Origin of the sequence: Paramuribaculum intestinale, from assembly GCF_030759015.1 — a bacterium.
Classification (GTDB): Bacteria; Bacteroidota; Bacteroidia; order Bacteroidales; family Muribaculaceae; genus Paramuribaculum; species Paramuribaculum intestinale.
In genome coordinates, this window is the sequence record NZ_CP098825.1 from 279179 (window position 1) to 302921 (window position 23743).

Genomic DNA, 23743 nt, shown 5'->3' on the forward strand with positions numbered 1-23743 from the left:
TCAAGCGATATGAAGCAAGTCACCATCAAAGCTCCCTTCGCCGTCAGCGGCAAGGGACTGCATACCGGCAAGCTCATCAATGCCGAGTTTTTGCCCGCCGAGCCCAATACGGGCTATAAGTTCCAGCGTACAGATCTCGAAGGGGAGCCTACGATCGACGCTCTCGCTGAATACGTGACCTCAACCAACCGTGGTACTGTGCTCAAGCGCAACGACGTCACGGTCAGCACTATCGAGCACGCCATGGCCGCCCTCTACGCCATGGGTGTCGACAACTGCCTGGTGCGCATCGACGGCCCGGAAATGCCCATACTCGACGGCAGCGCCCGTATCTTCGTCGACCATATCAACGAGGTGGGACTGCAGGAGCAGGAGCCTGAAAAAGACTATTATATCGTAAAACAGAAGATCGAGGTGCACGACGAGGCCACCGGCGCCACAATCATCGTGCTTCCCGACGACGAGTTCTCGATCGACGTGATGGTGAGCTTCGACTCTCCGGTGCTCCCCAACCAGTTCGCTTCGCTGGAGCATCTTGAGGATTTTCCGACAGCGATCGCCGACAGCCGCACGTTTGTGTTTGTCCGCGAGATCGAGCCGCTGGTCAAGAACAACCTTATCAAGGGCGGCGACCTCGACAACGCTGTGGTGATCTACGACTCGCCGATGGAGCAGTCTGAACTCGACCGTCTGGCCGATCTTATGAATGTGCCCCACAAGAACGTCAGTCAGTTCGGTTTTATTCAGGACAAGCCTCTGACAAGCGACAACGAGCCGGCGCGTCACAAGCTCATGGATGTCATAGGCGACATAGCTCTCATCGGACGCCCGCTCAAAGGCAAGGTGATCGCCACACGCCCGGGTCATTCGATCAACACCACTTTTGCCAAAAAGATACGCAAGGAGATAAAGCGTCAGGACATACAGGCGCCCGTATATGACCCCAACCGCGAGCCGGTGATGGACAACAACCGTATACGCGAACTCCTTCCCCACCGCTATCCGATGCAGCTCGTCGACAAGATCATCGAAAAGGGCACCAACTATATCGTGGGCGTGAAGAATGTGACGGCCAACGAGCCTTTCTTCCCCGGCCACTTCCCACAGGAACCTGTCATGCCGGGCGTGCTCCAGATCGAGGCCATGGCCCAGACCGGTGGACTTCTTGTGCTCGACTCGGTCGACGATCCCGAACGCTACTCCACCTACTTCATGAAGATCGACAATGTGAAATTCCGTCAGAAGGTGGTGCCCGGTGACACTCTAATTTTCCACATTTCGTTCATGACCGAGCTGCGTCGCGGCTGCGCCGTCATGAAAGGCTATGCCTTCGTGGGCGAGAAGGTGGTCAGCGAATGTGAGTTCATGGCCCAGATCATAAAAAACAAATAATCAGAATCTATGAAACAACCTCTTGCATATATACATCCGGCCGCCAAGATCGATCCCAGCGTGGTGATAGATCCGTTTGTCACCATCGAGGAAAACGTGGAGATCGGCGAGGGTACCCGCATCGGCAGCAATGTCACCATCATGTCGGGAGCACGCATCGGCAAGAACTGCCGCATATTCCCAGGCGCAGTCGTGTCGGCCGTGCCGCAGGATCTCAAGTTCCGCGGCGAGGACACCGTGGCCATCATCGGCGACAACACCACTCTGCGCGAGTGTGTGACAATCAACCGTGGCACAGCCGCCCGCGGACGCACCGTCGTGGGCAGCAACTGCCTGATCATGGCCTACTGCCACGTAGCTCACGACTGCATCGTGGGCGACAACGTGGTGATGAGTAATGCCACACAGCTTGCAGGCGAGGTGCAGGTCGACAATTATGCCGTCATCGGTGGCGGAGCGCTCGTCCATCAGTTCTGCCATATCGGACCGCACGTGATGCTTCAGGGAGGCGCCCTCGTCAACAAGGACATACCCCCTTATGTGAAGGCCGCGCGTGAGCCTATATCGTTTGCCGGCGTCAACTCCATCGGACTCCGCCGGCGCGGATTCTCCTCCGACACCATCCGTGAGATACAGGAGATATACCGCTACCTCTATCTGTCGGGACTCAACAATTCCGACGCCGTAGAGCGCATCGAGGCCGAACTGCCCGCCACCCCCGAGCGCGACGAAATCATTCTTTTCGTGCGCAATTCCAAGCGAGGTATTATTAAGGGCTACGTGTAATCGGCTGCAATATAGGGATGTGTGAATTTTGTTGTAAAAAAGTTGCTCAAAAATTTGCACGCTTCACAAATAATCCCTAACTTTGCATCCGTAAAACGAGAGCGGCCGTTAGGGCTTCAATCTCGTGAGGACATAAAGATTGCCTTGTGGTGTAATGGCAGCACGTCGGATTCTGGTTCCGCCTGTGGGAGTTCGAATCTCTCCAAGGCAACAATCTTTCAAAAAGTCGGCTGATTGTTTTCAACCGACTTTTGTATTATAACTTAAATCAGATATACTCAATGGAAAAAGTAAAGAGAGGAGCGTGGGCGCTGATGTCGCTGGCTCTTGTCGCGGCGGTCGGCAGCTGTTCGGGATCGGCTTCGTCCGGCGATGTTTAGGCCGATACATTGTTGCTGACCGAAAGTGAGGTCGCTGTGCCTTACGATGTGCTGCGGATGCCTTATGCGCTGACTACCGACGGACAGCGCCTCGTCGTGGCCAACAGCCCTCAGGCTTCGACTCTTATAGATGTATATTCGCTCACAGGAGATTCCGTCACATCCGGCCTGCGGGTGGGGCAGGGACCCGGAGAGCGCCAGATGGTCGAAGGACTCTGCTATGATGCCACAGCGTCGGCTGTGCAGATCCGCACCGGTGCAGCAGATGCAGTGGATATGCTTCGTGGCATTGACGGCAGCGGACTTGAGATCGACAGGAAGATCGTATTCGACGCCGCCGCATGCGGCTCCGACACCGTGGCTCCGGCATCGTTCGCACTGCGCATGGCCGATGGCCACGTAGTGCTCGGCAATGCCACCTCCGACGGCCTTTTAGCCATACTCCGTCCCGACGGATCGCTCGAGCGTTATGCCGCGCAATATCCCGACATCTCCGGTTTCGGCGACATGCCGCAGTGGGGAGTGTTCAACTTTCTTCGGCCCAACGGCGGAGTAAGTCCCGACGGACGGCATTTCGCGGCTCTGTTCGGCAGCAACGACATGATATGCTTCGGTTCGCTCGACGGCGATACAGTCGCCGTCAAGGTCAATTACGGCGAAAAGCCGGGAGGCATCAAGTGGGTGACACGCGACGGTTATGGCACATTTGACATCGCACCCGAGCGCAAGGTGCATTTCGCAGGTAATCCGGTGCTGACAGACGGCCATGTCTATGTGATATATTCCGGCATGAATTATGCCGACCATTCCGCATACTTCTGGAAAAAGAACGACGGCGACGAGCCCCTCTCCACCGATATCCGCGTCTACGACTTCGACGGAAACCTGACCCGTGTATATCGTCTGCCTATGAAGATCGGCGGCTTCACGGTCACACCCGACGATTCCGATATGTATGCCATTGTCGACAGCGAGACCGAAGGCTACCGCATATTCCGCTTTTCCTTCCCCGACTGACCGGCTGTGTCGGCCGACTGTTGCGTATTACGCTGAAAAATGCTATATTTGCACCATTGACGGCGGGCGCGCACAGGCTGTGCCCGTCCCTTCTACAGAATCCTTAAACCAATTTACCCCCAAACTGACTGACAAAATGATTAGAAAAGCCATCATGACGGGCGCTGCAGCGCTGGTGCTAACGGCAGCCGGCGGAAGCTATGTGTCCGCACAGCAAGTGCATAACGAAACGTGGGCCGACGGAGTGGAGCGTTCACTCGTCTACTGCCCGGGCGACTTCGACTCGAAATTCTACCGCATACCGGCCATCGTCACCGCAAAAGACGGGTCGATAGTGACAGTGGCCGACAAACGTATAGAACACAATGGCGACCTGCCCGCGAAAATCGACGTCGTAAGCCGTCGCAGCACCGACGGCGGCCGCACATGGAGTCCCTATGTCGTTGTCGCCGCACACGACGAGATAGGCGGCTGCGGCGATCCTGCTCTTGTTGTCGACGAGAAGACCGGACAGATATTCTGCATATTCACCCACGGCAACGGCCTCTGGCAGAAGGAACCCGGACACATCAGCTTCTGCGTCAGCAAAGACAACGGCAAGACCTGGGGCAAGATGACTGACATCAACCCGCAGATACTCACCACCGATCCCGCCGGAAAGCAGCCCATCAAGTGCACCAGCGCCTTCGCATCCTCAGGCCGCGCCACACAGCTTGCCAACGGACGGCTGATATTCCCTCTTGTAGTGCGTGAGGACGGCAACCCCGACTTCAAGGTCTACGCCGTCTACACCGACGACCTCGGCAAGACATGGAAAGTCAGCAAGAATCCCGCCACCACCGACGGCGACGAGTCGAAGATCGTTCAGCTTGCCGACGGAACGGTAATAATGAGCATCCGCAACCGTCGCGGCATACTCCGCAAATTCTCCTACTCCCACGACAACGGCGAGACCTGGAGCGAGCCGGTGCCCGTCGAAGGGCTGCCCGACCCGCGCTGCAACGGCGACATCATCACCTACGACTACAATGGCAAGCAGCTCCTGCTGCAGTCGCTTCCCGGCGATCCCAAAGGACGCAACAATGTGGCCATATACGTCAGCGCCGACGGCGGCAAGACGTGGCCCGTGAAGAAGACCGTAGTCAACCTTCCGTCGGCCTACTCGTCGATGACAGTGCTCCCCGACGGAAGCATCGGCATACTGACCGAGGAATCAGCCAACAACCACTACAGCTACAACATCTGGTTCACAAAGCTCCCCATCGAAGTGCTTATGGCCCCCGCCAAAAAGCAGTAACCCCATACCCGACCGATATTGCTCTGCGGCGTCCGTGGGCTTGTGCCCAAGGGCGCCGCGACTATTATTGTTCGCTTATATCCTTGTTACATTTTTTTATCGTTTGTATGCATCGATTATTCTGGCGATAATTTCAGCAAAAAGCGCAAAACGACTATCTTTGCAGCCACATCATGTCATAAACAACGTATATACTACTAATTATCGTATAGATATGCAACATCACGACTCACTCAACGCCTATATATCGCAGTCGGTGCGCGAAAACTGGGAACAGCTTGCGCTGACTGATTTCAACGGGGTTTCGTACCAGTACAAGGACGTTGCCCGCAAGATTGCCAAGCTTCATCTGCTCTTTGAGCAGGCCGGAGTCAATCCTGGCGACCGCATAGCGCTGTGCGGACGCAACAGCTCGCAGTGGGCTGTCGCATTTCTGTCGGTCATCACCTATGGAGCGGTGGTAGTGCCGATTCTCAACGAGTTCAAACCCGACAATATCCACCATCTTGTCACCCATAGCGAGTCGAAACTTTTCTTTGTCGACACGGCGGTATGGGAGAATCTCGACTCCGATTGCATGGGAGGCATACTCGGCGCGATAGCCATAGGCGATTATTCGCTGCTGATGTCGCGTTCGCGGGAGCTGACGCAGGCGCGTGCCAATCTCAACCGCATTTTCGGCGAGAAATATCCCGAACGCTTCGGTGCCGGCGACTTTACCGTGGCGCTGACACGTCCCGACGATCTGACGCTGATCAACTATACCTCCGGATCCACCGGATTCTCCAAGGGTGTGATGCTTCCGGAGCGTTCGCTATGGAGCAACGTGGAGTTCACCATCGACCGGCTCGACTTTCTGGAGGCCGGCGACGGAATTGTCTGCATGCTCCCGCTTGCCCACATGTACGGGCTGACCATCGACCTGCTCCATCCGTTTGTCAAGGGGTGTCATATCCACTTCCTGACGCGCACCCCCTCGCCGCGCGTCATCATGGAGGCGTTTGCCGCCGTCCGCCCCAAGATGATAGTGTCGGTGCCGCTGATCATCGAGAAGATCATCAAGACCAAGGTGTTCCCGCTGCTTGAGAAGCCGATGATGAAGCTGCTGATGCATGTGCCGTTTGTCGACAGCCGCCTGCTTTCGAAGATCAAGGATCGTCTGACTGATACCTTCGGCGGCAATGTGGTGGAGCTTATCATAGGCGGAGCGGCTCTCAACAAGGATGTGGAGGAATTCCTGCGCCGCATAGAGTTCCCGTTCACCGTCGGCTACGGCATGACCGAGTGCGGCCCGCTGATAAGCTATGCCCCCTGGCGTGAGGCACGGCCCGGATCATGCGGACGCGTGGTCGACCGCATGGAGGCACGGGTGGACTCGCCCGACGGTGAGACTGTGCCGGGTGTCATCTGGGTGAAGGGAGCCAATGTCATGCTCGGATATTACAAGAACGAGGAGGCCACCAAACAGGCCTTCGGTCCTGACGGATGGATGACCACCGGCGACATAGGCTGTATCGACAGCGACAATTTCATCTATCTGCGTGGGCGCGACAAGAACATGATACTCGGTCCGTCGGGACAGAATATCTATCCCGAAGAGATCGAGCAGAAACTCAACAATATGCTCTTTGTCAGCGAATCGGTGGTGATCGACGACGGCGGACGTCTGCTGGCGCTCATACATCCCGATCTCGACCTGCTGACACAGCACCATACCGGAGCCGACGAGCTTAAGCAGATCATGGCCGACAACATAGCCCAGCTCAACAAGGAGCTTCCGGCCTATTCGCAGATATCGCGTTTCGATCTCATGGACGAGGAGTTCGAGAAGACTCCCAAGCGGTCGATCAAGCGCTATCTCTATCAGAGATAAGTAACTCGCAAAAATTAGCTACGAGTGTTTTTTGAGATTTGTTCGAGTGATTTTTCGCTTGAAGACGAGGACGTATAGCGAGTTACACAACTGAGGATGAAAGCAAAAAACGCCGGACAAAATCACAAAGTACCGCAGCAAACCATGGGTTACTGGCGAGTTTCATAATATCAACTAATTTTTAAGAGAGTGTTTGAATTTCACTTCTATTCACTCAAAGAGGATTTTCGGAGAGATTTGCGTGAGTTGATGAGGGAGCGATGCGGGCATCGTGACCGATGAAACTTGACGGAAATCGCCCGAAAAGACCTTTGAGAGGATAGAAAGAAGTCCATATATATTTCTTCGTGTTAAATTCAAACACTCTCTAAGAGTTACTTAATGCCGTAGATCCATTCCACGGCCTTGCGTAGCAGGCGTGCGGGCAATATCGCCGCCATCTGGCAGTAGAGCCTTGCCGGCAGACTGATGCCGTTGACGCGCCATATCTTGCCGTTTACCTCTGGAAAGGTGTTTTTCCATCGCGACGGTTCGGGGTGCGGAGGCTGCAGCAGTTTGATCTTGGCGGCGAATTTCATCGAGTCGAGAAACCGGCGGTGAAGCTCTGCCAGTCCTTGGTCCACAAACCATTTCTCCATCAGCAGCGCATATACAAGGCGGTCGTGTGTTATCGTTTCCGTGTGGCCGTTCATGGTCATCGACGGATTAAGCTGATCGTGGCAGTAATAATAGACAGGAGTGTCGGTGGTGGATATGCTCCGCGCAAGGGCTATCGCGCGGCAGCTGACGCTCAGATCCTCCCAGAAGTCGATCCCCTCGGTGGGCAGCAGGTCGTTTTCGGTCACGAGCGTGCGTCTGACAAGCTTGTTCCACAGTGCGAATCCGGCTGTATCGATCGCCATACGGTCAAGTCCTTCAGCGATTTTAGACCCTATGATCCGGTTTTTTCCCGTGGCACACCTCTCATAGTACGGCGCCGCCACTATGTCGGCGCCTGCTGAGGCCTCCCACAGCACCGACAGGGCGTCGGGATGCATCATGTCGTCGGCATCGCACTTTATCAGATACTCGCCCCGCGCCTTTTCCACTCCCGTGCGGTAGGCCGATGCCGACCCGCGGCGAAACTGGTGAGCCGTCAGCACGGTGCGTTCGGCCATACCTGTGTCGAGTCGCAGATAAAGCTCCACTATCTCTTCGGAGCGGTCGGTGCTCCCGTCGTTGACCAGAATATACTCCACCGTCCCGTCGAAGATCTGAGCCGAGAGGCTTTCGAGAGTGCGCTGTATGGTGCGTTCGGCGTTGTGATAGGGCACAATGACGCTTATGAGTATCCTGCCATTGCCGGAAGCTTCCTGCGGCAGGTCGTCGGGCCGTAGTCGTCGGGTCGGGATCTCTGTCATCGCTTATGCCGGCGGCGTGGTATGCGGGGAAACATTCTCTTGACCGACGAAAGCCGCAGACTCATCCGGGGGGCGGCAATGACCGCTGTCACTGCCGCTATGATCGCGGCGAGGCCGATGATCTCGCGTGGCGTCAGCCGCTCACCGAAAACGCTCACTCCGATCACCACCGCTGTCACCGGCTCGAGGGCGCCCAGTATGGCCGTCGGAGTCGAGCCTATGTAGTGGATCGCGCCGGTGGTGCACACAAACGACAATGCGGTCGGAAACACCGCCAGACACACGAGGCAGCCCCACAGCCACCAGCGGTCAGCCGGAGGCAGCTGTATGTCGCCGGCTATGAGCAGACGCGCGCCGAATAGCGTCACGCCGAACAGCAGCAGGTAGAACGTCACGCTCAGTGTGGCCACATATTTCAGCGACGATTTGTTGACGGCCACGATATAGATAGCGTAGGTCAGAGCCGACGCCAGAGCCAGGGCGGTGCCTGCCAGGCTCAGCGACTGTCCGTCGCCGGTGCGGTAGAGCAGTCCTATGCCGCCGAGCGCAAGAGTTATGCTGGCTATCATCACCGGGCTGAGGCGCTCTCTGTAGAACGCCGCCATGATCACCGCCACCATCACCGGATATACAAACAGTATGGTCGACGCTATGCCCGCATCCATGTAGTTGTAGGAGAGAAACAGCGACAGCGACGACAGGGCCATGAGCAGCCCGAGTGCGGCCAGGGTCAGCGTCTGGCGGCGTGTCACCCTGAAGCTGCGGCCGCGGATGGCTGTCATGCACGCCAGCAGCGGTATGGCCATCGCATAGCGGAAAAACAGCACTGAATCCGCTGTCATGCCTGCCGAGTAAAGAGGCAGGGCGAATAGCGGATTCATGCCGTATGTGGCCGCGGCCGTTATGCCGAGGCAGTAGCCTTTCAGCCGTGGATTCATTCAGATCGGTCTGTGAGGGTCATTTTACACCTTTTGCGCCCTTTACACCCCCGCCCATGGCGAATATGTTGGCGTCGTAGGTGGTGGTCTTGCGCTGACGCTGGCGGTCGCGTTTGAGAGCGAGTTTCACCAGACGGTCCATCAGTTCGGCAAAAGGTATGCCCGACGCTTCCCACAGGTAGAACGAGAGTGATCCCGGGATAGTGTTGATCTCGTTGACATATATCTGGCCGTTGTCTTCGTCCATGATCACATCGACGCGGCTCACGCCGTGACACGACAGCACTCTGAACGTTTCGCCGGCCAGGAAGCGGATCCGGTCGCTTGTGGCCTCAGGCAGATCGGCGGGAATCCGTTTGGCCGAAGCCTGCATCCCCTTGGAGCCTTTTGAGCCGCCCATGTATTTGTCTTCATAGGATAGTATCTCACCGCTCTTGATCGGCTCTTCGCACACCGAAGTCTGATATTCGTCGCAGTCGCCGAGCACCGAGCAGTTGATCTCTTTCAGATTGTCCACCATGTGCTCCACGATGATACGCGAGGAGTAGGAGGTTGCGTCGGTCACGCACTGCACGAGCCGCTCGCGGTCGGCCGCGCGGCCTATGCCCACACTCGATCCGAGATTGGAGGGCTTGACTATCACCGGGTAGCCGATCTTGGATTCGATCCGGTCAACGACCTCCTGACGGTTGTCGAACCATTCCTTATCGGTAAACCACACGTAGTCCACCACCGGCACCTCGCAGGCCTGAAGTATCATCTTCATCGTGATCTTGTCCATGCCGTTGGCCGAGGCAAGCACGTCACATCCGGCAAACGGCAGGCCGATAAGATCGAAAAGACCCTGTATGGTGCCGTCCTCACCGTTGGCTCCGTGGAGCACGGGAATAGCCACGTCGATGTGGGCGGCTACATCCGTGCCGAACATTTTACGGCGCGCCAGATAAAGATTGGAATCGCCGTATGCCGGGCGCATATACACCTCGCTGCACTGCTGCAGGAGTTTCTTTGGATCGCGGTAGTTCGATACCTCGGTGAGCGCCTCGCCTGTAAACCATCGTCCCTCTTTGGTGATGTAGACCGGTGTCACATCGTAGACATCGCGGTCTATGGCTGCCATGGCTTGGGAAGCCGAAATGACTGAAATTTCGTGTTCGGTGCTTCTTCCGCCGAAAAACACTCCTATGTTGGTCTTCATATTGATGGGTTTTGTTGTATGCTTATTTGAATGTGTCGGGCAGATCGTTCTCGTAGAGCACGGTATCGCCTGATTTCATTATCCCCGACAGCATGCTCTGTGCCTGGGCGAAAGTGTCGGTGATTATTATCCTGTCGTCGGTCATGCCGCCGTCTGATGCCCCCGAACGTATCGCTTCGCGGTTATAGCGGCCTACGATTATGGCTATATCGGCGCAAGCCGCTATTTTGCGGCCAAATTCATAGTTGAGCTTCTCCTGACGCTCTCCCAGTTCGATCATGCCGGGTGTGACTACGATACGGTTTCCGCCGGTCATCCCCGACAGCACGTCGAGAGCCATGCCCGATCCGGTTGGATTGGAGTTGAAGGCGTCGTCGATTATGGTTATGCCTCCGGGAGTGCGGCGCAGGCTCAGGCGGTGTTCCACCTGGCGGATGTCGGCTACGGCGAAGCGTATCTTCTCCTGAGGCACGCCCAGACGCACGGCCATGGCTATGGCCGCAAGCAGGTTGGAGATATTGCATTCACCTACAAGACGGGTCTGGAGCTGCATGCTGAGACCGTCCGGGCCGTTGACGGTGAATGTGGTACCCTGAGGTGAGTATGCGATGTCGGTGGCGGTCCATTGCGCTCCTGCGGTGTTGCTCACGGCATACCGGTCGCAATGGGTGTTGGTCACCTCGCGATCGGCGGCATACGGGAAGTCATTGTTTACAGCCGCATATCCGCCGGCCGGCAGAGAGTCGATAAGCTCGAACTTTGTGCGTTGCACGTTCTCGATCGAGCCGAACGATTCAAGGTGCTGCTCGCCGACGGCGGTGAGTATGCCGTATTCGGGATGAACCAGATCGCAGATCTCTTTGATGTCGCCGGGCTGTTTGGCTCCCATCTCCACAATAAACACCTCGTCGTAGGGTTTGAGATATTCGCGGATTGTGCGCACCACACCCATTGTGGTGTTATAGCTTCCGGGAGTCATGCAGGTGGCGAAATGCTCGTCGAGAATGCGCTTGAGGTAGTGTTTCGTGCTGGTCTTGCCGTATGACCCGGTTATGCCCACCACCTTCAGGCCGCGGCATGAGGCGAGGATGCGGGCGGCATCGTCACGATAGCCTCGGTTTATGCGGTTTTCAAGCGGCTGAAGCAGCCACACTGCGGCCATGATCACGATGTGCGAGGCGCAATACAGGATCTGTAGCGCCACCGAGGCCGCAAAAGCCGGCAAGAGCCATGAATGTCCGTCGGCGGCAACGGCGGCAACGGCGGTGATGGCTATGGATATGATGGCGCTGACACTGTAGATGCGTCGGGCGCGCGGGGTCATCACCAGCGGTTTCTTGTATCGGCGGGTCGACAGATACCAGATATTGCCTATGGCGAAGGCGCCGATGAGGGTCATCCCTACGCGGTCGGAGGCGAAGGCCGCCAGCGAGGCGAGAGCCACGGCCATGCCGGCCAGACGAGGCCACGATGTGGTGTCGGCCGACGAACGGAGCCACCGGCGGTAGCGCTCGATGCGGTAAGAGTTCTGCTGCATCATCATCAGATCGCGGCGAAGCTCTGCCGCCAGGCTAAGTGCGGAGCAGACCGCAATTGTACAGAATATTATCGTAATCAGCATATATATCGGTTGTGATCAGTTTGTGTCGTTGTGATGACGTGGCGTTTTTTTGCCTTCGCGTGGTCAGGATTTCAGGAAACTTGACATTACTGCGGCAAACTGCCTCGGATTGTCGAGAAAACTGTAGTGGCCGCAGCCGGGAAAAGATACGAGAGCCGCTCCGGGTATCAGGCGCTCCATGATACGGGCGTCGCGCATCGGTGTAGCGGTGTCGTTCTCGCCCCAGATAAGCAGGGTCGGGGCTTTTATGGAGGACATCACTCGTCGGAGGTCGTGGTTGACTACTTTCGAGAGAACGGCTCTCATGCGGGGTGATGCGGCTGCATAATCGGCCGATCCATTGCGTTTGCGACCCTCTTCGATTTTGCGGGCGGCAGCCTCTTTGCCCATGGTCAGCTGCATTATGCGGCGTGAAAACTTGAAAGCATAGACTTTGAAGTAGTAACGCAGGCCGCGGCGGGGTTTTACTCCGGCGGCATCAATCAGTATGAGCTTGTCTGCCTGACGCCGTGAGGCGAACAGAATTGCTATGCGCCCTCCGAACGAATGGCCTGCAAGCACCGGATTGTCGATGCCGAGACGGTCGGCCAGCTTCTCTACGAGCGAGGTGTATTCCTCTACATTCCATGCTTCGGGGGGCTCGGGAGTGCTTCCGAAACCTGGCAGATCAAGCGAATACACCCGATGCGTCTGCGAAGCAGTGCGTGCTATGGATGCCACGGTGCTGCTGTCGCATCCCCAGCCATGCATGAGTATAAGCGGGCGTCCCTGTCCGCTGACATCATAGTGCAGCTGCAGGCCATCGATTTCGCATATCTGTTCCATGTCGTTTCTTTTCGCAATTCTTTGGCAAAGTTACGTAATTCTTTCCAATGTAGTCTGCAGTATTTGTCGCAACATTATCAAAAAAGTCTGCGCTCGACAATGTTTCCGGTGTCGGAATAGCTCCTGTCAGCGCCATTGAGCGAAGTGGCGTCGTCTGCCGAGATAACCGTGATCGCCGCTGTGGCGGTAGGCTTCTTTCTCGAAAGTGATGGCTCGGTAGGCTTCATGGCAGTTGCCGCGGCAGGCCGCAAGCCGCACAAGCCACTCCGCAAGATAGGCAATATAGAAAGGCAGATACAGCAGTTCGCGCATCTGGGCTGAGTGGATCCGCTCGTGGTTGATCAGTTCGGGGGTCACTCTTACGCCATGCTTGATCAGGAGCATCCCGAACAGGTTGATCGCCGCATATTGTCGTCCGACCGGCAGTAGGTTGTTGCGTATTATCTTCATGACTTTTTCTGCCGTATGAACGTTTTTTGATGCCATAAATTTCAGTAAGGAGGCAAAAATATTCAATGATCCGTCGTAGATGATTTGGTGGAGTCCGGCGGCGTTTGTATTTTTGCACTGATGTGTGGCCCGGTGTCGCACACCGCCTGACGACAAATCGCTGCAAAGTAGTAGATTCTCCGACACAGATGCACAGACTGATGACCATCATATCGATAGTGACGTTCAGCGCCATAGGGCTGCTGATATTCTATCTGGCCGTGACCGGACGGGGCGAGACATCACAGCCGGTCGATACTTCCGGCTATGTCGTCAGGGGTGCCGACATCTCTTCCCATAATGGATTTGTGGATTTTGATATGCTGCGCACCCACGGCATCGGATTCGTATATGTGAAGGCCACCGAAGGCGCCGATTTCAAGGACGCGTCTTTCGGAGCCAATATCAATGCCGCCCGAAGGGCAGGCCTGAAAGTCGGAGCATATCATTTCTTCCGGTTCGATTCGTCAGGCTATCTGCAGGCGCTCAATCTGCTGCATTCGGTCAGAGGTCGCCATCTCGATCTGCCGTTGGTGATCGATGTGGAGGAATGGACCAATCCTGTCAACCGTTCGACCGACCAGACTGTGGGCCGTATAAAGGAGATGGCCGAAGAACTGCGTGCCGAAGGCTACCGGGTGATGCTATATACCAACAAGGATGGCTACAGCCGGTTTGTTGAAGGGCGTCTTGACCATTACCCGCTGTGGATTTGTTCGTTCACTCCCCCCGACGACGGTATCGACTGGACTCTCTGGCAATACACTCATCGCGGCACGCTCAAAGGTATCGACAGACTTATCGATCTCAACGTCTATCATGGCACGAGAGAGCAGTGGGACAGTCTGACTTCGGTGCCGCGTGTGGTCCCTCCGCCTGTCAGGCTGCAATATTCCGGAGCTTCTGCCGTTAACCATTAGGATGTCGTGACATGACTTCCGGACTCCGGCTCATGATGCGGATTAATCTCAACCGCGACAACACAGGATAGAATAGTTTAATCTCTTAACGGATACTAACATTGTCGATATTGACCGACAACATATTGCAGCGTATCATGCTGCTCGTGGCTCTGATGGCGGCTATGCCTGTGGGAGCTGATGCCTTCGAACTGACGGCCTATGCCGATACTTCGGCTCTCGCATCGGGCCGATGGATAAAAGTCAGCACACCTCAGGAGGGCGGCATTCAGTTTGTAAGCTATAGCGATCTTCGCAAATGGGGGTTTGCAAGCCCCGAACGTGTCAGTGTGGCCGGATATGGAACGCTGACCGATGCCGACATCATGTCGCGGGCGGCCTATGTCGATGATCTTCCACAGATACCGTCGCTGCATGCCGACGGCGGCATTTATTTTTATGCGTCGCCCGCTTCGAGAAAAGTCACCGACGATGCCGGCCGCGTGACGGAGATCGCCAGCCCGTATGTGGTCAGGCCATGCTATTTCCTGACCGATTCCAGGAGTGTCATAGAGCTTTCGACCGAAGGAATAGCCGACGGCTCGGCACAGTCCGCGACGGAATTCGTATCGGCGGTCAGGCATGAAACGGATGCCGTCAGCTACGGTCAGTCAGGACGCGATCTCGTCGGCGAGGATTTCCGGATCACACCTTCACGCGTGTTTCGGCTCGATCTCCCGGGTCATGTCGAGGGTAGCGAAGCATGGGTCAGGGTGCGGTTCGCATCGCGCACAAGCGCGCGGTCGGCTATTACTCTTACCGCCGCCGGCCGGCGCCTGGATACCGATGGAACGCTTCCGGCCGTGACAGGCAACAACTATGGTTCTCTGACCGACATCGAGGTAGTTCTCACTCCTGTCGACGGCCGTATAGATCTCGGGATCACGTTTGTCGGAATGGGCACTATATATTCGGCCAATCTCGACAGGATAGATGTCAATTATCGGCGGCGCATAGCCATGGCATCGGAGCCGATCGTGTTCACGTCGGCACGGCCGTCGGTACGGCTGGAAAGAGCTGTCTCAACTACCCGTATATGGGATATTACCGATCCGCTTCGTCCTGTGGCGATGAATGCTGCCGTGAGCGACGGTGGAGCGGTGTGGACCAACCCGTTCATGGGCGAGAGAACGTATGTGGCATGGAACAGTGGCATGGCATTGCCTACCCCTTTATTCGAGGCTGCTGTGGCGTCGCAGAATCTTCATTCTGTAGCCGTCGCCCCCGATATGGTTATCATAGCCCCTCACGAACTGTTGGCCGCCGCAAGGCGTCTGGCTGCTCTGCATGAGCGCCACGACAGCCTGGTGACTTTGGTGGTCGATCAGGAACATGTGTTCAATGAGTTCGCGTCGGGCACGGCGCATCCTTCCGCATTCCGCCATTATCTCAAGATGCTTTATGACCGGGGCAAAGCTTCGGGTCGTCCTTTGAGATATGCGCTTATGATGGGGCGTGGATCGTTTGACAACCGTAGGCTGACCACATCGGTCGGATCGTTGCGACAGCCGCTGATGCCTATATGGCAGAGCGCTGAGAGCATGAGCGAGATAGGATCATACACTACCGATGATTATCTGGCTCAGCTTGAGGATAACGCCGGTCTGCGTCCAGATTCCGACCCCTACAGCATAGCCGTAGGCCGCATCACGGCTCGTTCGGAAGCCGAGGCGTCGGCCTATGTCGACAAACTGGAGCGTTACATGCAGGTCGATCATGGATCATGGGCGTCAAGGGCTGTGATGCTTGCCGACGACGGCGACAATGCAAGCCACATGCGACAGAGCGAGGAGCAGATACAGGCGTTCATGTCTACACGTCCGGGCGACGCGTTGCTTTATGAGCGGGTATATCTCGATGCCTATCCTCTTGTGGGAGGAGTCTGCAAGGAAGCTCGCACCCGGCTCCACCGTCTGATCGATGATGGTGCTGTGTGGTGGAACTATGTCGGCCATGCCAATAAATATTATCTGTCCTCGCAGGGGGTGATGACGCTCAACGACATTACGTCGCTGCGCAATCGCCGTTGGCCCGTTTTTTTTGGAGCTACATGCTACTTCATGCAATGGGACGGCGTCGACCAGTCGGGCTCTGAAAAGCTTCTTTTCAATTCGTGCGGCGGTGTCATAGCCGCCATAACGGCCACGCGCCCGGTGTTTATTTCGGAGAATGCCAAGCTCAGCAAGGCTATGGGACTGGAGGCTCTGGGCGCGGATGCCGACGGGCGCACTGTAGCGATAGGCGAGTCGCTCCGAAGAGCCAAGAACCGGCTTGCAGCGCCTGCTTCCGAATCCAATTCCAATAAGCTCCGCTACGCGCTGCTTGGTGATCCGGCGCTGCGTCCGGCTGTGGCGTCGTCAAGAGTTGTGCTGCTTGAGGTGGATGGACGCAAAGTGGATGGTTCCGACGCCGATGACATAGTCATGATGGCGCGGTCGCAGGTGAGGCTGACAGGTGAGATCACCGACGGACAGGGTCGACGTGATGAAGCGTTCAGCGGCCGGGTGAGTATGGTATTGTATGATGCCGAGCGGTCGGTCACGACGATCGGGCGTGATGTCGACGGCTCGACGGGTCGCAGATACACCTACGAGGATCACGGATCCAAGATATTCGAGGGGGGCGACACGGTGATAGGCGGACGTTGGTCCATGACCGTAAGCATGCCCTCGGAGATCGCCGACAACTACCGGCCGGCCACCATGGTTTTCTCGGCCACGGACAATTCCTCGGATGGCGCGTCGGGCTGTGAACGCGGCGTCTATGTCTATGGCATGGACGATTCGCAGCCTCTCGACACTGTAGCTCCTGTCATAGAGAGCATATATCTCAATCATCCCGGTTTCAGCGACGGCGGCAAGGTAGATCAGTCACCGATGCTGATAGCGCGGATCAGCGATAATGTGGGCATAAATCTGTCTACGGCAGGTATCGGCCACACGATGACCCTTCGCATCGACGGGCGTGAGTCATTCAACGATATCGCTTCGTACTACACTCCCGCCTCAGGCAGTCAGGCGGCAGGTACAATCAATTATCCGCTGACAGCGCTGGCTGAAGGCCATCACACTCTTGAGCTCAGGGTTTATGACACATCGGGCAACGAGGCCATTGCCACTCTGTCGTTTTATGTCGACAGTCAGCTCGCTCCGGAGATATTCGATATTTATACCGATGTCAATCCGGCCTCGACACAGGCCAATTTCTACCTGAGCCACAACCGTCCGGACGCAGTTCTCGGCATCACCGTAAGTGTCTATTCGATGAGTGGCATTCTTGTTTGGAGCACGACGGTCAATGATCGGTCGGATATGTTTACCACTGCGCCCGTAACATGGAATCTCACCGACAGGTCGGGGCGCAGAGTGCCGCGCGGCATCTATATCTACCGCGCCGAAATCGTTTCGGGAGCAACGCGTACGGTTTCGCCTGCGCGGCGTCTGGCAGTCACGGGTCACTGATCCGTTCCCGCAGCAGCTGTGGCTGTCACACAGGGCTGAGGCCGAGTCCGGCTGCCTGGCTGAGCAGGAATTCCATCGCTGCCTCGCGCTCATTGGGAATCACACCGTCGAGTATAGCGTCCTTTATGGCCTGCTTAAGCACACCGACTTCCCGCGACGGTTGCAGGCCGAATATTGTCATGATCTCGCTGCCGTCCACCGGCGGTTGGAAGTTGCGTATATGGTCGCGTGCCTCCACCTCCTCCATCTTGCGGCGTACGGAGGCGAAGTTTTCGAGGTGGCGTTTCACCTTTTCGGCATTCTTCGATGTGATGTCGGCTTCACACAGAGTCATCAGATCGGTAATGTCGTCGCCGGCATCGTGCAGCAGACGGCGTATGGCCGAGTCTGTAACTCCCTCTTCCACCAGAGCTATCGGGCGCATGTGGAGTTCGACCATTTTCTGGACGTAGCGCATACGGTCGTTCATCGGAAATTTCATCTGGCGGAATATCCGCGGTATCATCTTGCTTCCGATGAAGTTGTGGTTGTGGAATGTCCATCCCAGACTGTTGTCCCACCGCTTTGTCACAGGTTTGGCTATGTCATGGAGCAATGCACTCCAGCGGAGCCACACGTCGCCGGTCTTGGCGGCCACTTTGTCGAGCACCTCGAGAGTGTGCAGGAAGTTGTCTTTATGGCCTCGCCCTTTGACGGTTTCCACACCGCAGAGGGCGTGAAGTTCCGGAAATATCAGTTGCAGGAGTCCAGTCTGTTCAAGCAGCCGCCACCCGAGCGACGGACACGCCGAGCGCATGATCTTCATCAGTTCGTCCATGATGCGTTCGCGTGTGATGATTTTGATGCGCTGGGCGTTGTGGGTGATCGCCTCAAGGGTCGCAGGATATATCTCAAATCCGAGCTGTGTGGCAAACCGTATGGCCCTCATCATCCTGAGCGGGTCGTCGCTGAAGGTTATGTCAGGGTCGAGCGGTGTGCGGATGATGCCGGCTTTGAGGTCGGAAATGCCGTCGAAGAGATCGATCAGATCGCCGAATGTCGCTGTGTTGACGCTGACGGCCATCGCGTTGATGGTGAAGTCGCGTCGGCTCAGATCGTCGTGGAGCGTGCCGTCCTCCACTATGGGATTGCGGCTCTGCCGATCGTAGCTCTCTTTGCGCGCGCCGACAAATTCGAGTTCCATTTCGCCACGTTTCACCTGTGCGGTGCCGAAGTTGCGGAACACGCTCAGATGCGTGCCTTTGCCCATGCTGCGCGCCACGGCTTCGGCCAGTTCTATGCCGTTGCCTACGCTGACAAAGTCTATGTCGACCGACGGCCGGTCGAGCATCATGTCGCGGACACATCCGCCGACGGCGTAGCATTCGCGTGAGATACTGTCGGCAACGTTGCCGACAGCCTTGAATATCTTCTCTTTCTTGCGCTGTATGATCAGTTCGCTTATGTTCATGCCAGTAATGTGATGAACTGCTCGGGGGCGTTTGTGAGGCACTCTGTGCGATCAGCTCCCACGCAGTATGTGTTTTCGATTCCGACCGCTCCTGCTCCGGGTATGACGAATTTAGGTTCGAAAGCGATAACGTTGCCCGGGGCTATGATGTCGCGGCTTCGCGGAGCTATGACCGGCATTTCGTTGATCTCTATGCCTACTCCGTGGCCTACAAAACCGGCTTTCTGCCGGTGACCCATGAAATATCGCTCCAGGCCGGCTTCGCGGGCCATAGCCTCGGCGGTGGCATACAGGCTGCGTGCTTCCGCACCGGGACGTGCGTCGGTCTGCATCCTGTGGCATATCTCGATCGAGCATTGATGAGCCTTGGCGGCGAGATCGCTCGTGTGATCGGCGATGAAAGTGCGTGTCATGTCGGTCATGTAGCCGGTATAGTTGCCGTTGACATCCACCATCACAGTGTCGCCCGGACGGATGACTGTGCCGTTGCATCCTACCGGAAGCGACGGATCGAGCCCTTCGCCTCCCATGGCGAAGTCGTAGGGCGTCGGTGTGTCGGCGTTTTCACCGACGAGTATGTTGCCCATATAAAGCTCCATGGAGTCGCCGCTTATGCGGAACTGTCCTAGACAGCCTTCAAGGCGTGATATGCGTTCGATCTCCACCTGTAGCTCCAGATCGGTCATCCCTTCGCGATAAAGATGCGGTATGCGGCGGTAGACACGTTCCTGACGGATACCGCTCTGTCGTATCTTTTCGATTTCCGCCGGTGTCTTTGCCGAACGCAGCCGTCGCATGGCCGGTGAGAAATTGATCGTTTCCGCGCCTTCAAACGCTTTTTTCAGCCGTTCGGCCACGCTCCATGTCGTGACGTCGAGCTCCATGCCGAGCCGTTGCGGCATGTTGAGCCCGATGCTCTGCGCCATATCCTCGGGTTTGCGTATTGCGACCACTCCGTCACCCTCCAGGTCTATCGGACGCCTTACAAAATATATTTCCGGGCCGTTGAGGGCTACATAGATATAGCCGTCAAACACGCGGCCGGTCAGATAATAGATGTTGGCATTGTCTGTTATGAGTGCGGCGTCGGCTTTTTCGGCCTCCAGCTGCCTGCGCAGGTTGTCAAACCGCAGTCTGGCTTCCTGTGGCTCGAGAATGTTTAGTTGTTTCATCGTTTCAGTGATTGTCCTGTGATTCCGACAAGCTCTATGCCTGTCAGAGTGTCAACGCGCATCACGTGACGGATGTTTACCCGTCGGGTGGAATTGTCAACAGTGGTTTTTGTCGGCGCCTCTATCTGCATTGATGCTCCGATGCCGTGGCCATACCAGTGTCCGTAAATGTCACACAGTTCTATGCCGATTGTGTCGCGTCGTATGTTGTGGCTGTCATCTTCAAGGCTGACTTCCAAATACAGGTTGCGATAGGGATAGCTGTCGTTGTGACGCAGTGCGATGTGCAGCGGTTGTTCGATACGCATCGCTGAGTCGATGTCGAACTTTACGGTGTCGCCATATGCCCATCCGTCATGCGGAATGTGTGCGAACGAGTTGATTTCCCCATTGCCGCCGCATGATACGGCGACAGCCGCCAAAACGGCGGTTGCAAGCCGTCCGGCGGCTGTCGGTATGTGTCGGCGTATTGTCATTGGTCAGCCTCGCCCATCATGCGCTTTGACGGTGACATGGCCGGCGGCAGGGCCTGCTTGGCATTGCGTCCGGCTTCGAGATTGGTGTTGTCGGGAGTGTCGCCGGGACGCAGACGTCGCTTCTGCCGCTGACCGTTCTGATTCTGCGGTTTCTGTCCTTTCTGCTGCTGTCCGGAGCTTTTCTGCTCTTTGGCTTTCTGTTCCCTCGGTTCTCTGGTCTTCTGCGTGGCAGGTTCTTTGTGATCCTTGGGGTCGCGCTGCTTCGGAGAGCTGGATGCATCTTTCGACGGCTGCTGCCCCTTGTCGGATCTGTTCTTGCGGCGCTTCTTCTTTTTGTCGAAACGCGTGATATCCTGTCCCAGAATGTCGTTGTATTGTTTCTTGTCGGCCTCTTTTATCTCCTCTTCACGTTTGAGGTTCAGGGGCTTCTCGCCGTTTTTGTTGAGCTGTATGACCTCAAATGCGCGTTTGGCGTCGATCGTCACCAGGTTGGCGGCAATATTCTTGTCGGTGGAGTATGTGATCTCACGCTTGAACACGTCGTACTTGAAGTGGTAATAGGTGGCGTCGGCCGTTTCAAGGCGTATCTCTTTCGAAGGCATTTTCTTTATGCTCTCCACGTAGCTGTCGACTTCGAAATTGAGGCAGCATTTGAGTTTGGCGCACTGTCCGGCAAGTTTCTGCGGATTGAGCGAGATGTCCTGAAAACGGGCGGCGGCGGTGCCGACCGATACGAAGTTGGTCATCCAGCTTGCGCAGCACAGCGGACGTCCGCACGGGCCTATGCCGCCGATGCGTCCGGCCTCCTGGCGTGCGCCGATCTGACGCATTTCCACGCGTATGTGGAATGTTTCTGCAAGCACTTTGATCAGCTGGCGGAAATCGACTCGCTCGTCGGCGATGTAATAGAATATCGCTTTGTTGCCGTCGCCCTGATATTCCACGTCGCCGATCTTCATGTTGAGCTTGAGGTCGGCGGCGATTTTGCGTGAACGTATCATCGTGTCGTTCTCGCGTGCCTTGGCTTCCTCGTATTTTTCGAGATCGCCGCTCTTGGCTTTACGGAATACGCGTTTCAGTTCCGCGTCGGGTTTTACTCCGGCTCTGCGCATCTGCAGGCCGACAAGTTTTCCCGTCAGCGTCACCTGGCCTATGTCATGACCCGGAGCGGCCTCCACTGCCACCATGTCGCCGATCGCAAGATCGAGATGGGTGGTGTTGCGGAAAAATCCTTTGCGGGTATTCTTGAACTGCACTTCCACAAGCTCGTCGTCGGCCATGCCTCCGGGCACGTCGGCCAGCCAGTTGTGGCAATGCAGTTTGCCACGGGGCGCTACCTTGCAGCATGACGGTGACGGATTCAGGGGAGCGGGGTGTTCCGAATCAGGCGTGTCACCCCCTTTTTTCCATTCGTTTCCCATTATTTGGCAAAGCTAACCGAGCGTGTTTCGCGTATGACGGTGATCTTGACCTGTCCGGGATATGTCATCTCGTCCTGGATGCGTTTGGCGATCTCGGCGGAGAGCTTTTCGGTTTCTACGTCGTCGATCTTGTCTGCTCCGACTATGACGCGAAGCTCACGGCCGGCCTGTATGGCGTAGGTCTTGATCACTCCGGGATAGGAGAGAGCGAGCTGTTCCAGATCGTTGAGACGCTTGATGTAAGCCTCTACGATTTCGCGGCGTGCGCCGGGGCGTGCGCCTGATATTGCGTCACATACCTGCACTATCGGCGCGAGAAGCGATGTCTGTTCTATCTCGTCGTGGTGCGCGCCGATGGCATTGCATATTTCGGGCTTTTCCTTGTATTTCTCGGCGAGTTTCATGCCAAGGAGTGCGTGGGGCAGTTCGGGCTCTTCGTCGGGCACCTTGCCTATGTCGTGAAGCAGTCCGGCGCGGCGTGCTTTCTTGGGATTCAGACCGAGTTCCGATGCCATCACGGCGCAGAGATTTGCCGTTTCGCGTGAGTGCTGGAGCAGGTTCTGGCCGTAGCTTGAGCGGTATTTCATTTTGCCGACAAGGCGGATGAGATCGGGGTGGAGTCCGTGGATGCCGAGGTCGATGGCAGTGCGTTTGCCTGTTTCGATGATCTCTTCCTCGATCTGTTTGCGTACTTTAGCCACAACCTCCTCGATGCGTGCGGGGTGGATGCGTCCGTCAGCCACAAGCTGATGCAGCGCAAGGCGAGCTATCTCGCGGCGCACGGGGTCGAACCCCGAAAGCACTATCGCCTCTGGAGTGTCGTCGACTATGATCTCGATGCCTGTGGCGGCTTCGAGCGCGCGGATATTGCGGCCTTCGCGTCCGATGATGCGTCCTTTGATCTCGTCGGAGTCAATCTGGAACACCGTCACGGAGTTCTCGATGGCTGTTTCGGTCGCCACACGCTGTATCGACTGGACTACGATGCGCTTGGCTTCCTTGTTGGCGGTCATTTTCGCATCGTCCATGATGTCGTTGATGTAGCTTGCTGCGGCAGTCTTTGCTTCATCCTTGAGGCTCTCCACAAGCTTGTCTTTTGCCTCTTCGGCGGTCAGACCGCTGATATGCTCCAGCTCTTCCTGCGCTTTGTGGCGGAGCGAGTCGAGTTCGGCTTTCTTTGATTCGGCCATGGCGAGCTGTTCGTCGAGGCGCTGGCGTGTCTGTTCTATCTCGTTGCGTGCGCGCTGGTTCTCTCCCTGCTGCTGATTGAGCTGCATCTCGCGCTGTTTGATCTTGCTTTCGGCCTGCTGCACTTTGGATATGCGCTGCTGTGCCTGTCTCTCGGCTTCGGCCTTGATCTTGATCTCCTCTTCGCGGGCTTCGAGCAGACGGTCTTTCTTGATAACCTCCGCCTCTTTTTTAGCTTCGTCAATGATGGTGCGTGCGCGGCTTGTGGCCATGTTGCGCTGAACGATCATTGCTGCGACGGCACCGATGGCCAGAGCCACTATGGCTGTGATCAGAATGAGTATGATGGTCGTCATGTCTATATGTCTGTTGGTTTTATAAGGTTATTAATGATAAATGT

The 23743-nt window shown here is 56.4% G+C and carries 18 protein-coding genes and 1 tRNA gene; 8 read left to right on the plus strand and 11 right to left on the minus strand.

Annotated features, from left to right (window positions below):
* Positions 1-9: 9 nt before the first annotated feature.
* The 6 genes from NF347_RS01150 (at position 10) to NF347_RS01175 (ending at position 6745) form a co-directional block, all read left to right on the plus strand.
* The gene (locus NF347_RS01150) at positions 10-1392 is read left to right on the plus strand and encodes a bifunctional UDP-3-O-[3-hydroxymyristoyl] N-acetylglucosamine deacetylase/3-hydroxyacyl-ACP dehydratase (protein WP_107035157.1); all 1383 of its coding nucleotides are present in this window, start codon (positions 10-12) and stop codon (positions 1390-1392) included.
* Between the two features lie 9 nt (positions 1393-1401).
* Positions 1402-2178, plus strand: coding sequence for an acyl-ACP--UDP-N-acetylglucosamine O-acyltransferase (gene lpxA / locus NF347_RS01155; protein WP_107035156.1), 777 nt, complete (start codon positions 1402-1404; stop codon positions 2176-2178).
* A gap of 140 nt (positions 2179-2318) precedes the next feature.
* A tRNA-Gln gene (locus tag NF347_RS01160) sits at positions 2319-2389 on the plus strand.
* 181 nt (positions 2390-2570) lie between these two features.
* Positions 2571-3575, plus strand: coding sequence for a TolB-like 6-bladed beta-propeller domain-containing protein (locus NF347_RS01165; protein ID WP_107035155.1), 1005 nt, complete (start codon positions 2571-2573; stop codon positions 3573-3575).
* A gap of 136 nt (positions 3576-3711) precedes the next feature.
* The gene (locus NF347_RS01170) at positions 3712-4872 is read left to right on the plus strand and encodes a sialidase family protein (protein WP_161553858.1); all 1161 of its coding nucleotides are present in this window, start codon (positions 3712-3714) and stop codon (positions 4870-4872) included.
* 214 nt (positions 4873-5086) lie between these two features.
* Entirely contained in the window at positions 5087-6745 is a 1659-nt protein-coding gene (locus tag NF347_RS01175) for an AMP-binding protein (protein ID WP_107035153.1), read from the plus strand.
* Between the two features lie 374 nt (positions 6746-7119).
* Here NF347_RS01175 and NF347_RS01180 read toward each other — a convergent pair whose 3' ends face one another.
* The 6 genes from NF347_RS01180 to NF347_RS01205 all read right to left on the minus strand — a co-directional run bounded on the left by NF347_RS01180 (position 7120) and on the right by NF347_RS01205 (position 13177).
* A complete protein-coding gene (locus tag NF347_RS01180; protein WP_107035152.1) occupies positions 7120-8145 on the minus strand; it encodes a glycosyltransferase family 2 protein in 1026 nt (341 codons plus the stop codon).
* The gene (locus NF347_RS01185) at positions 8142-9083 is read right to left on the minus strand and encodes a DMT family transporter (protein ID WP_107035151.1); all 942 of its coding nucleotides are present in this window, start codon (positions 9081-9083) and stop codon (positions 8142-8144) included. Before NF347_RS01185 ends, NF347_RS01180 begins: the two co-directional genes overlap by 4 nt.
* A gap of 19 nt (positions 9084-9102) precedes the next feature.
* Positions 9103-10281: a D-alanine--D-alanine ligase family protein gene (locus NF347_RS01190; RefSeq protein ID WP_107035150.1), complete on the minus strand. Its 1179-nt coding sequence runs from the start codon at positions 10279-10281 to the stop codon at positions 9103-9105.
* A 22-nt stretch (positions 10282-10303) separates the two neighbouring features.
* Complete coding sequence (locus NF347_RS01195) at positions 10304-11902, minus strand: Mur ligase family protein (RefSeq protein ID WP_107035149.1); 1599 nt, start codon at positions 11900-11902, stop codon at positions 10304-10306.
* A 63-nt stretch (positions 11903-11965) separates the two neighbouring features.
* On the minus strand, positions 11966-12727 hold the full coding sequence (locus NF347_RS01200) for an alpha/beta fold hydrolase (RefSeq protein WP_107035148.1): 762 nt from the start codon (positions 12725-12727) through the stop codon (positions 11966-11968).
* 126 nt (positions 12728-12853) lie between these two features.
* A complete protein-coding gene (locus NF347_RS01205) occupies positions 12854-13177 on the minus strand; it encodes a hypothetical protein (RefSeq protein WP_107035182.1) in 324 nt (107 codons plus the stop codon).
* A gap of 188 nt (positions 13178-13365) precedes the next feature.
* Here NF347_RS01205 and NF347_RS01210 point away from each other — a divergent pair, with 188 nt between their 5' ends.
* Together NF347_RS01210 and porU are read left to right on the plus strand one after the other, a co-directional pair.
* Complete coding sequence (locus tag NF347_RS01210; RefSeq protein ID WP_107035147.1) at positions 13366-14136, plus strand: glycoside hydrolase family 25 protein; 771 nt, start codon at positions 13366-13368, stop codon at positions 14134-14136.
* Between the two features lie 101 nt (positions 14137-14237).
* Complete coding sequence (gene porU, locus NF347_RS01215) at positions 14238-17636, plus strand: type IX secretion system sortase PorU (RefSeq protein WP_133166421.1); 3399 nt, start codon at positions 14238-14240, stop codon at positions 17634-17636.
* A 25-nt stretch (positions 17637-17661) separates the two neighbouring features.
* Here the strand turns inward: porU and NF347_RS01220 are convergent, their stop codons facing one another.
* From NF347_RS01220 to rny, 5 genes are read right to left on the minus strand one after another with little or no spacing between them, the layout of a single operon-like run.
* A complete protein-coding gene (locus tag NF347_RS01220) occupies positions 17662-19086 on the minus strand; it encodes a CCA tRNA nucleotidyltransferase (RefSeq protein WP_107035145.1) in 1425 nt (474 codons plus the stop codon).
* The gene (locus tag NF347_RS01225) at positions 19083-20258 is read right to left on the minus strand and encodes a M24 family metallopeptidase (protein WP_107035144.1); all 1176 of its coding nucleotides are present in this window, start codon (positions 20256-20258) and stop codon (positions 19083-19085) included. The genes NF347_RS01220 and NF347_RS01225 overlap by 4 nt, the downstream gene beginning before the upstream one ends.
* Complete coding sequence (locus NF347_RS01230) at positions 20255-20734, minus strand: gliding motility lipoprotein GldH (protein ID WP_107035143.1); 480 nt, start codon at positions 20732-20734, stop codon at positions 20255-20257. Before NF347_RS01230 ends, NF347_RS01225 begins: the two co-directional genes overlap by 4 nt.
* A complete protein-coding gene (locus NF347_RS01235) occupies positions 20731-22155 on the minus strand; it encodes a PSP1 domain-containing protein (protein ID WP_107035142.1) in 1425 nt (474 codons plus the stop codon). The genes NF347_RS01230 and NF347_RS01235 overlap by 4 nt, the downstream gene beginning before the upstream one ends.
* A complete protein-coding gene (rny, locus tag NF347_RS01240) occupies positions 22155-23699 on the minus strand; it encodes a ribonuclease Y (protein ID WP_107035141.1) in 1545 nt (514 codons plus the stop codon). The genes NF347_RS01235 and rny overlap by 1 nt, the downstream gene beginning before the upstream one ends.
* Between the last annotated feature and the right edge of the window lie 44 nt (positions 23700-23743).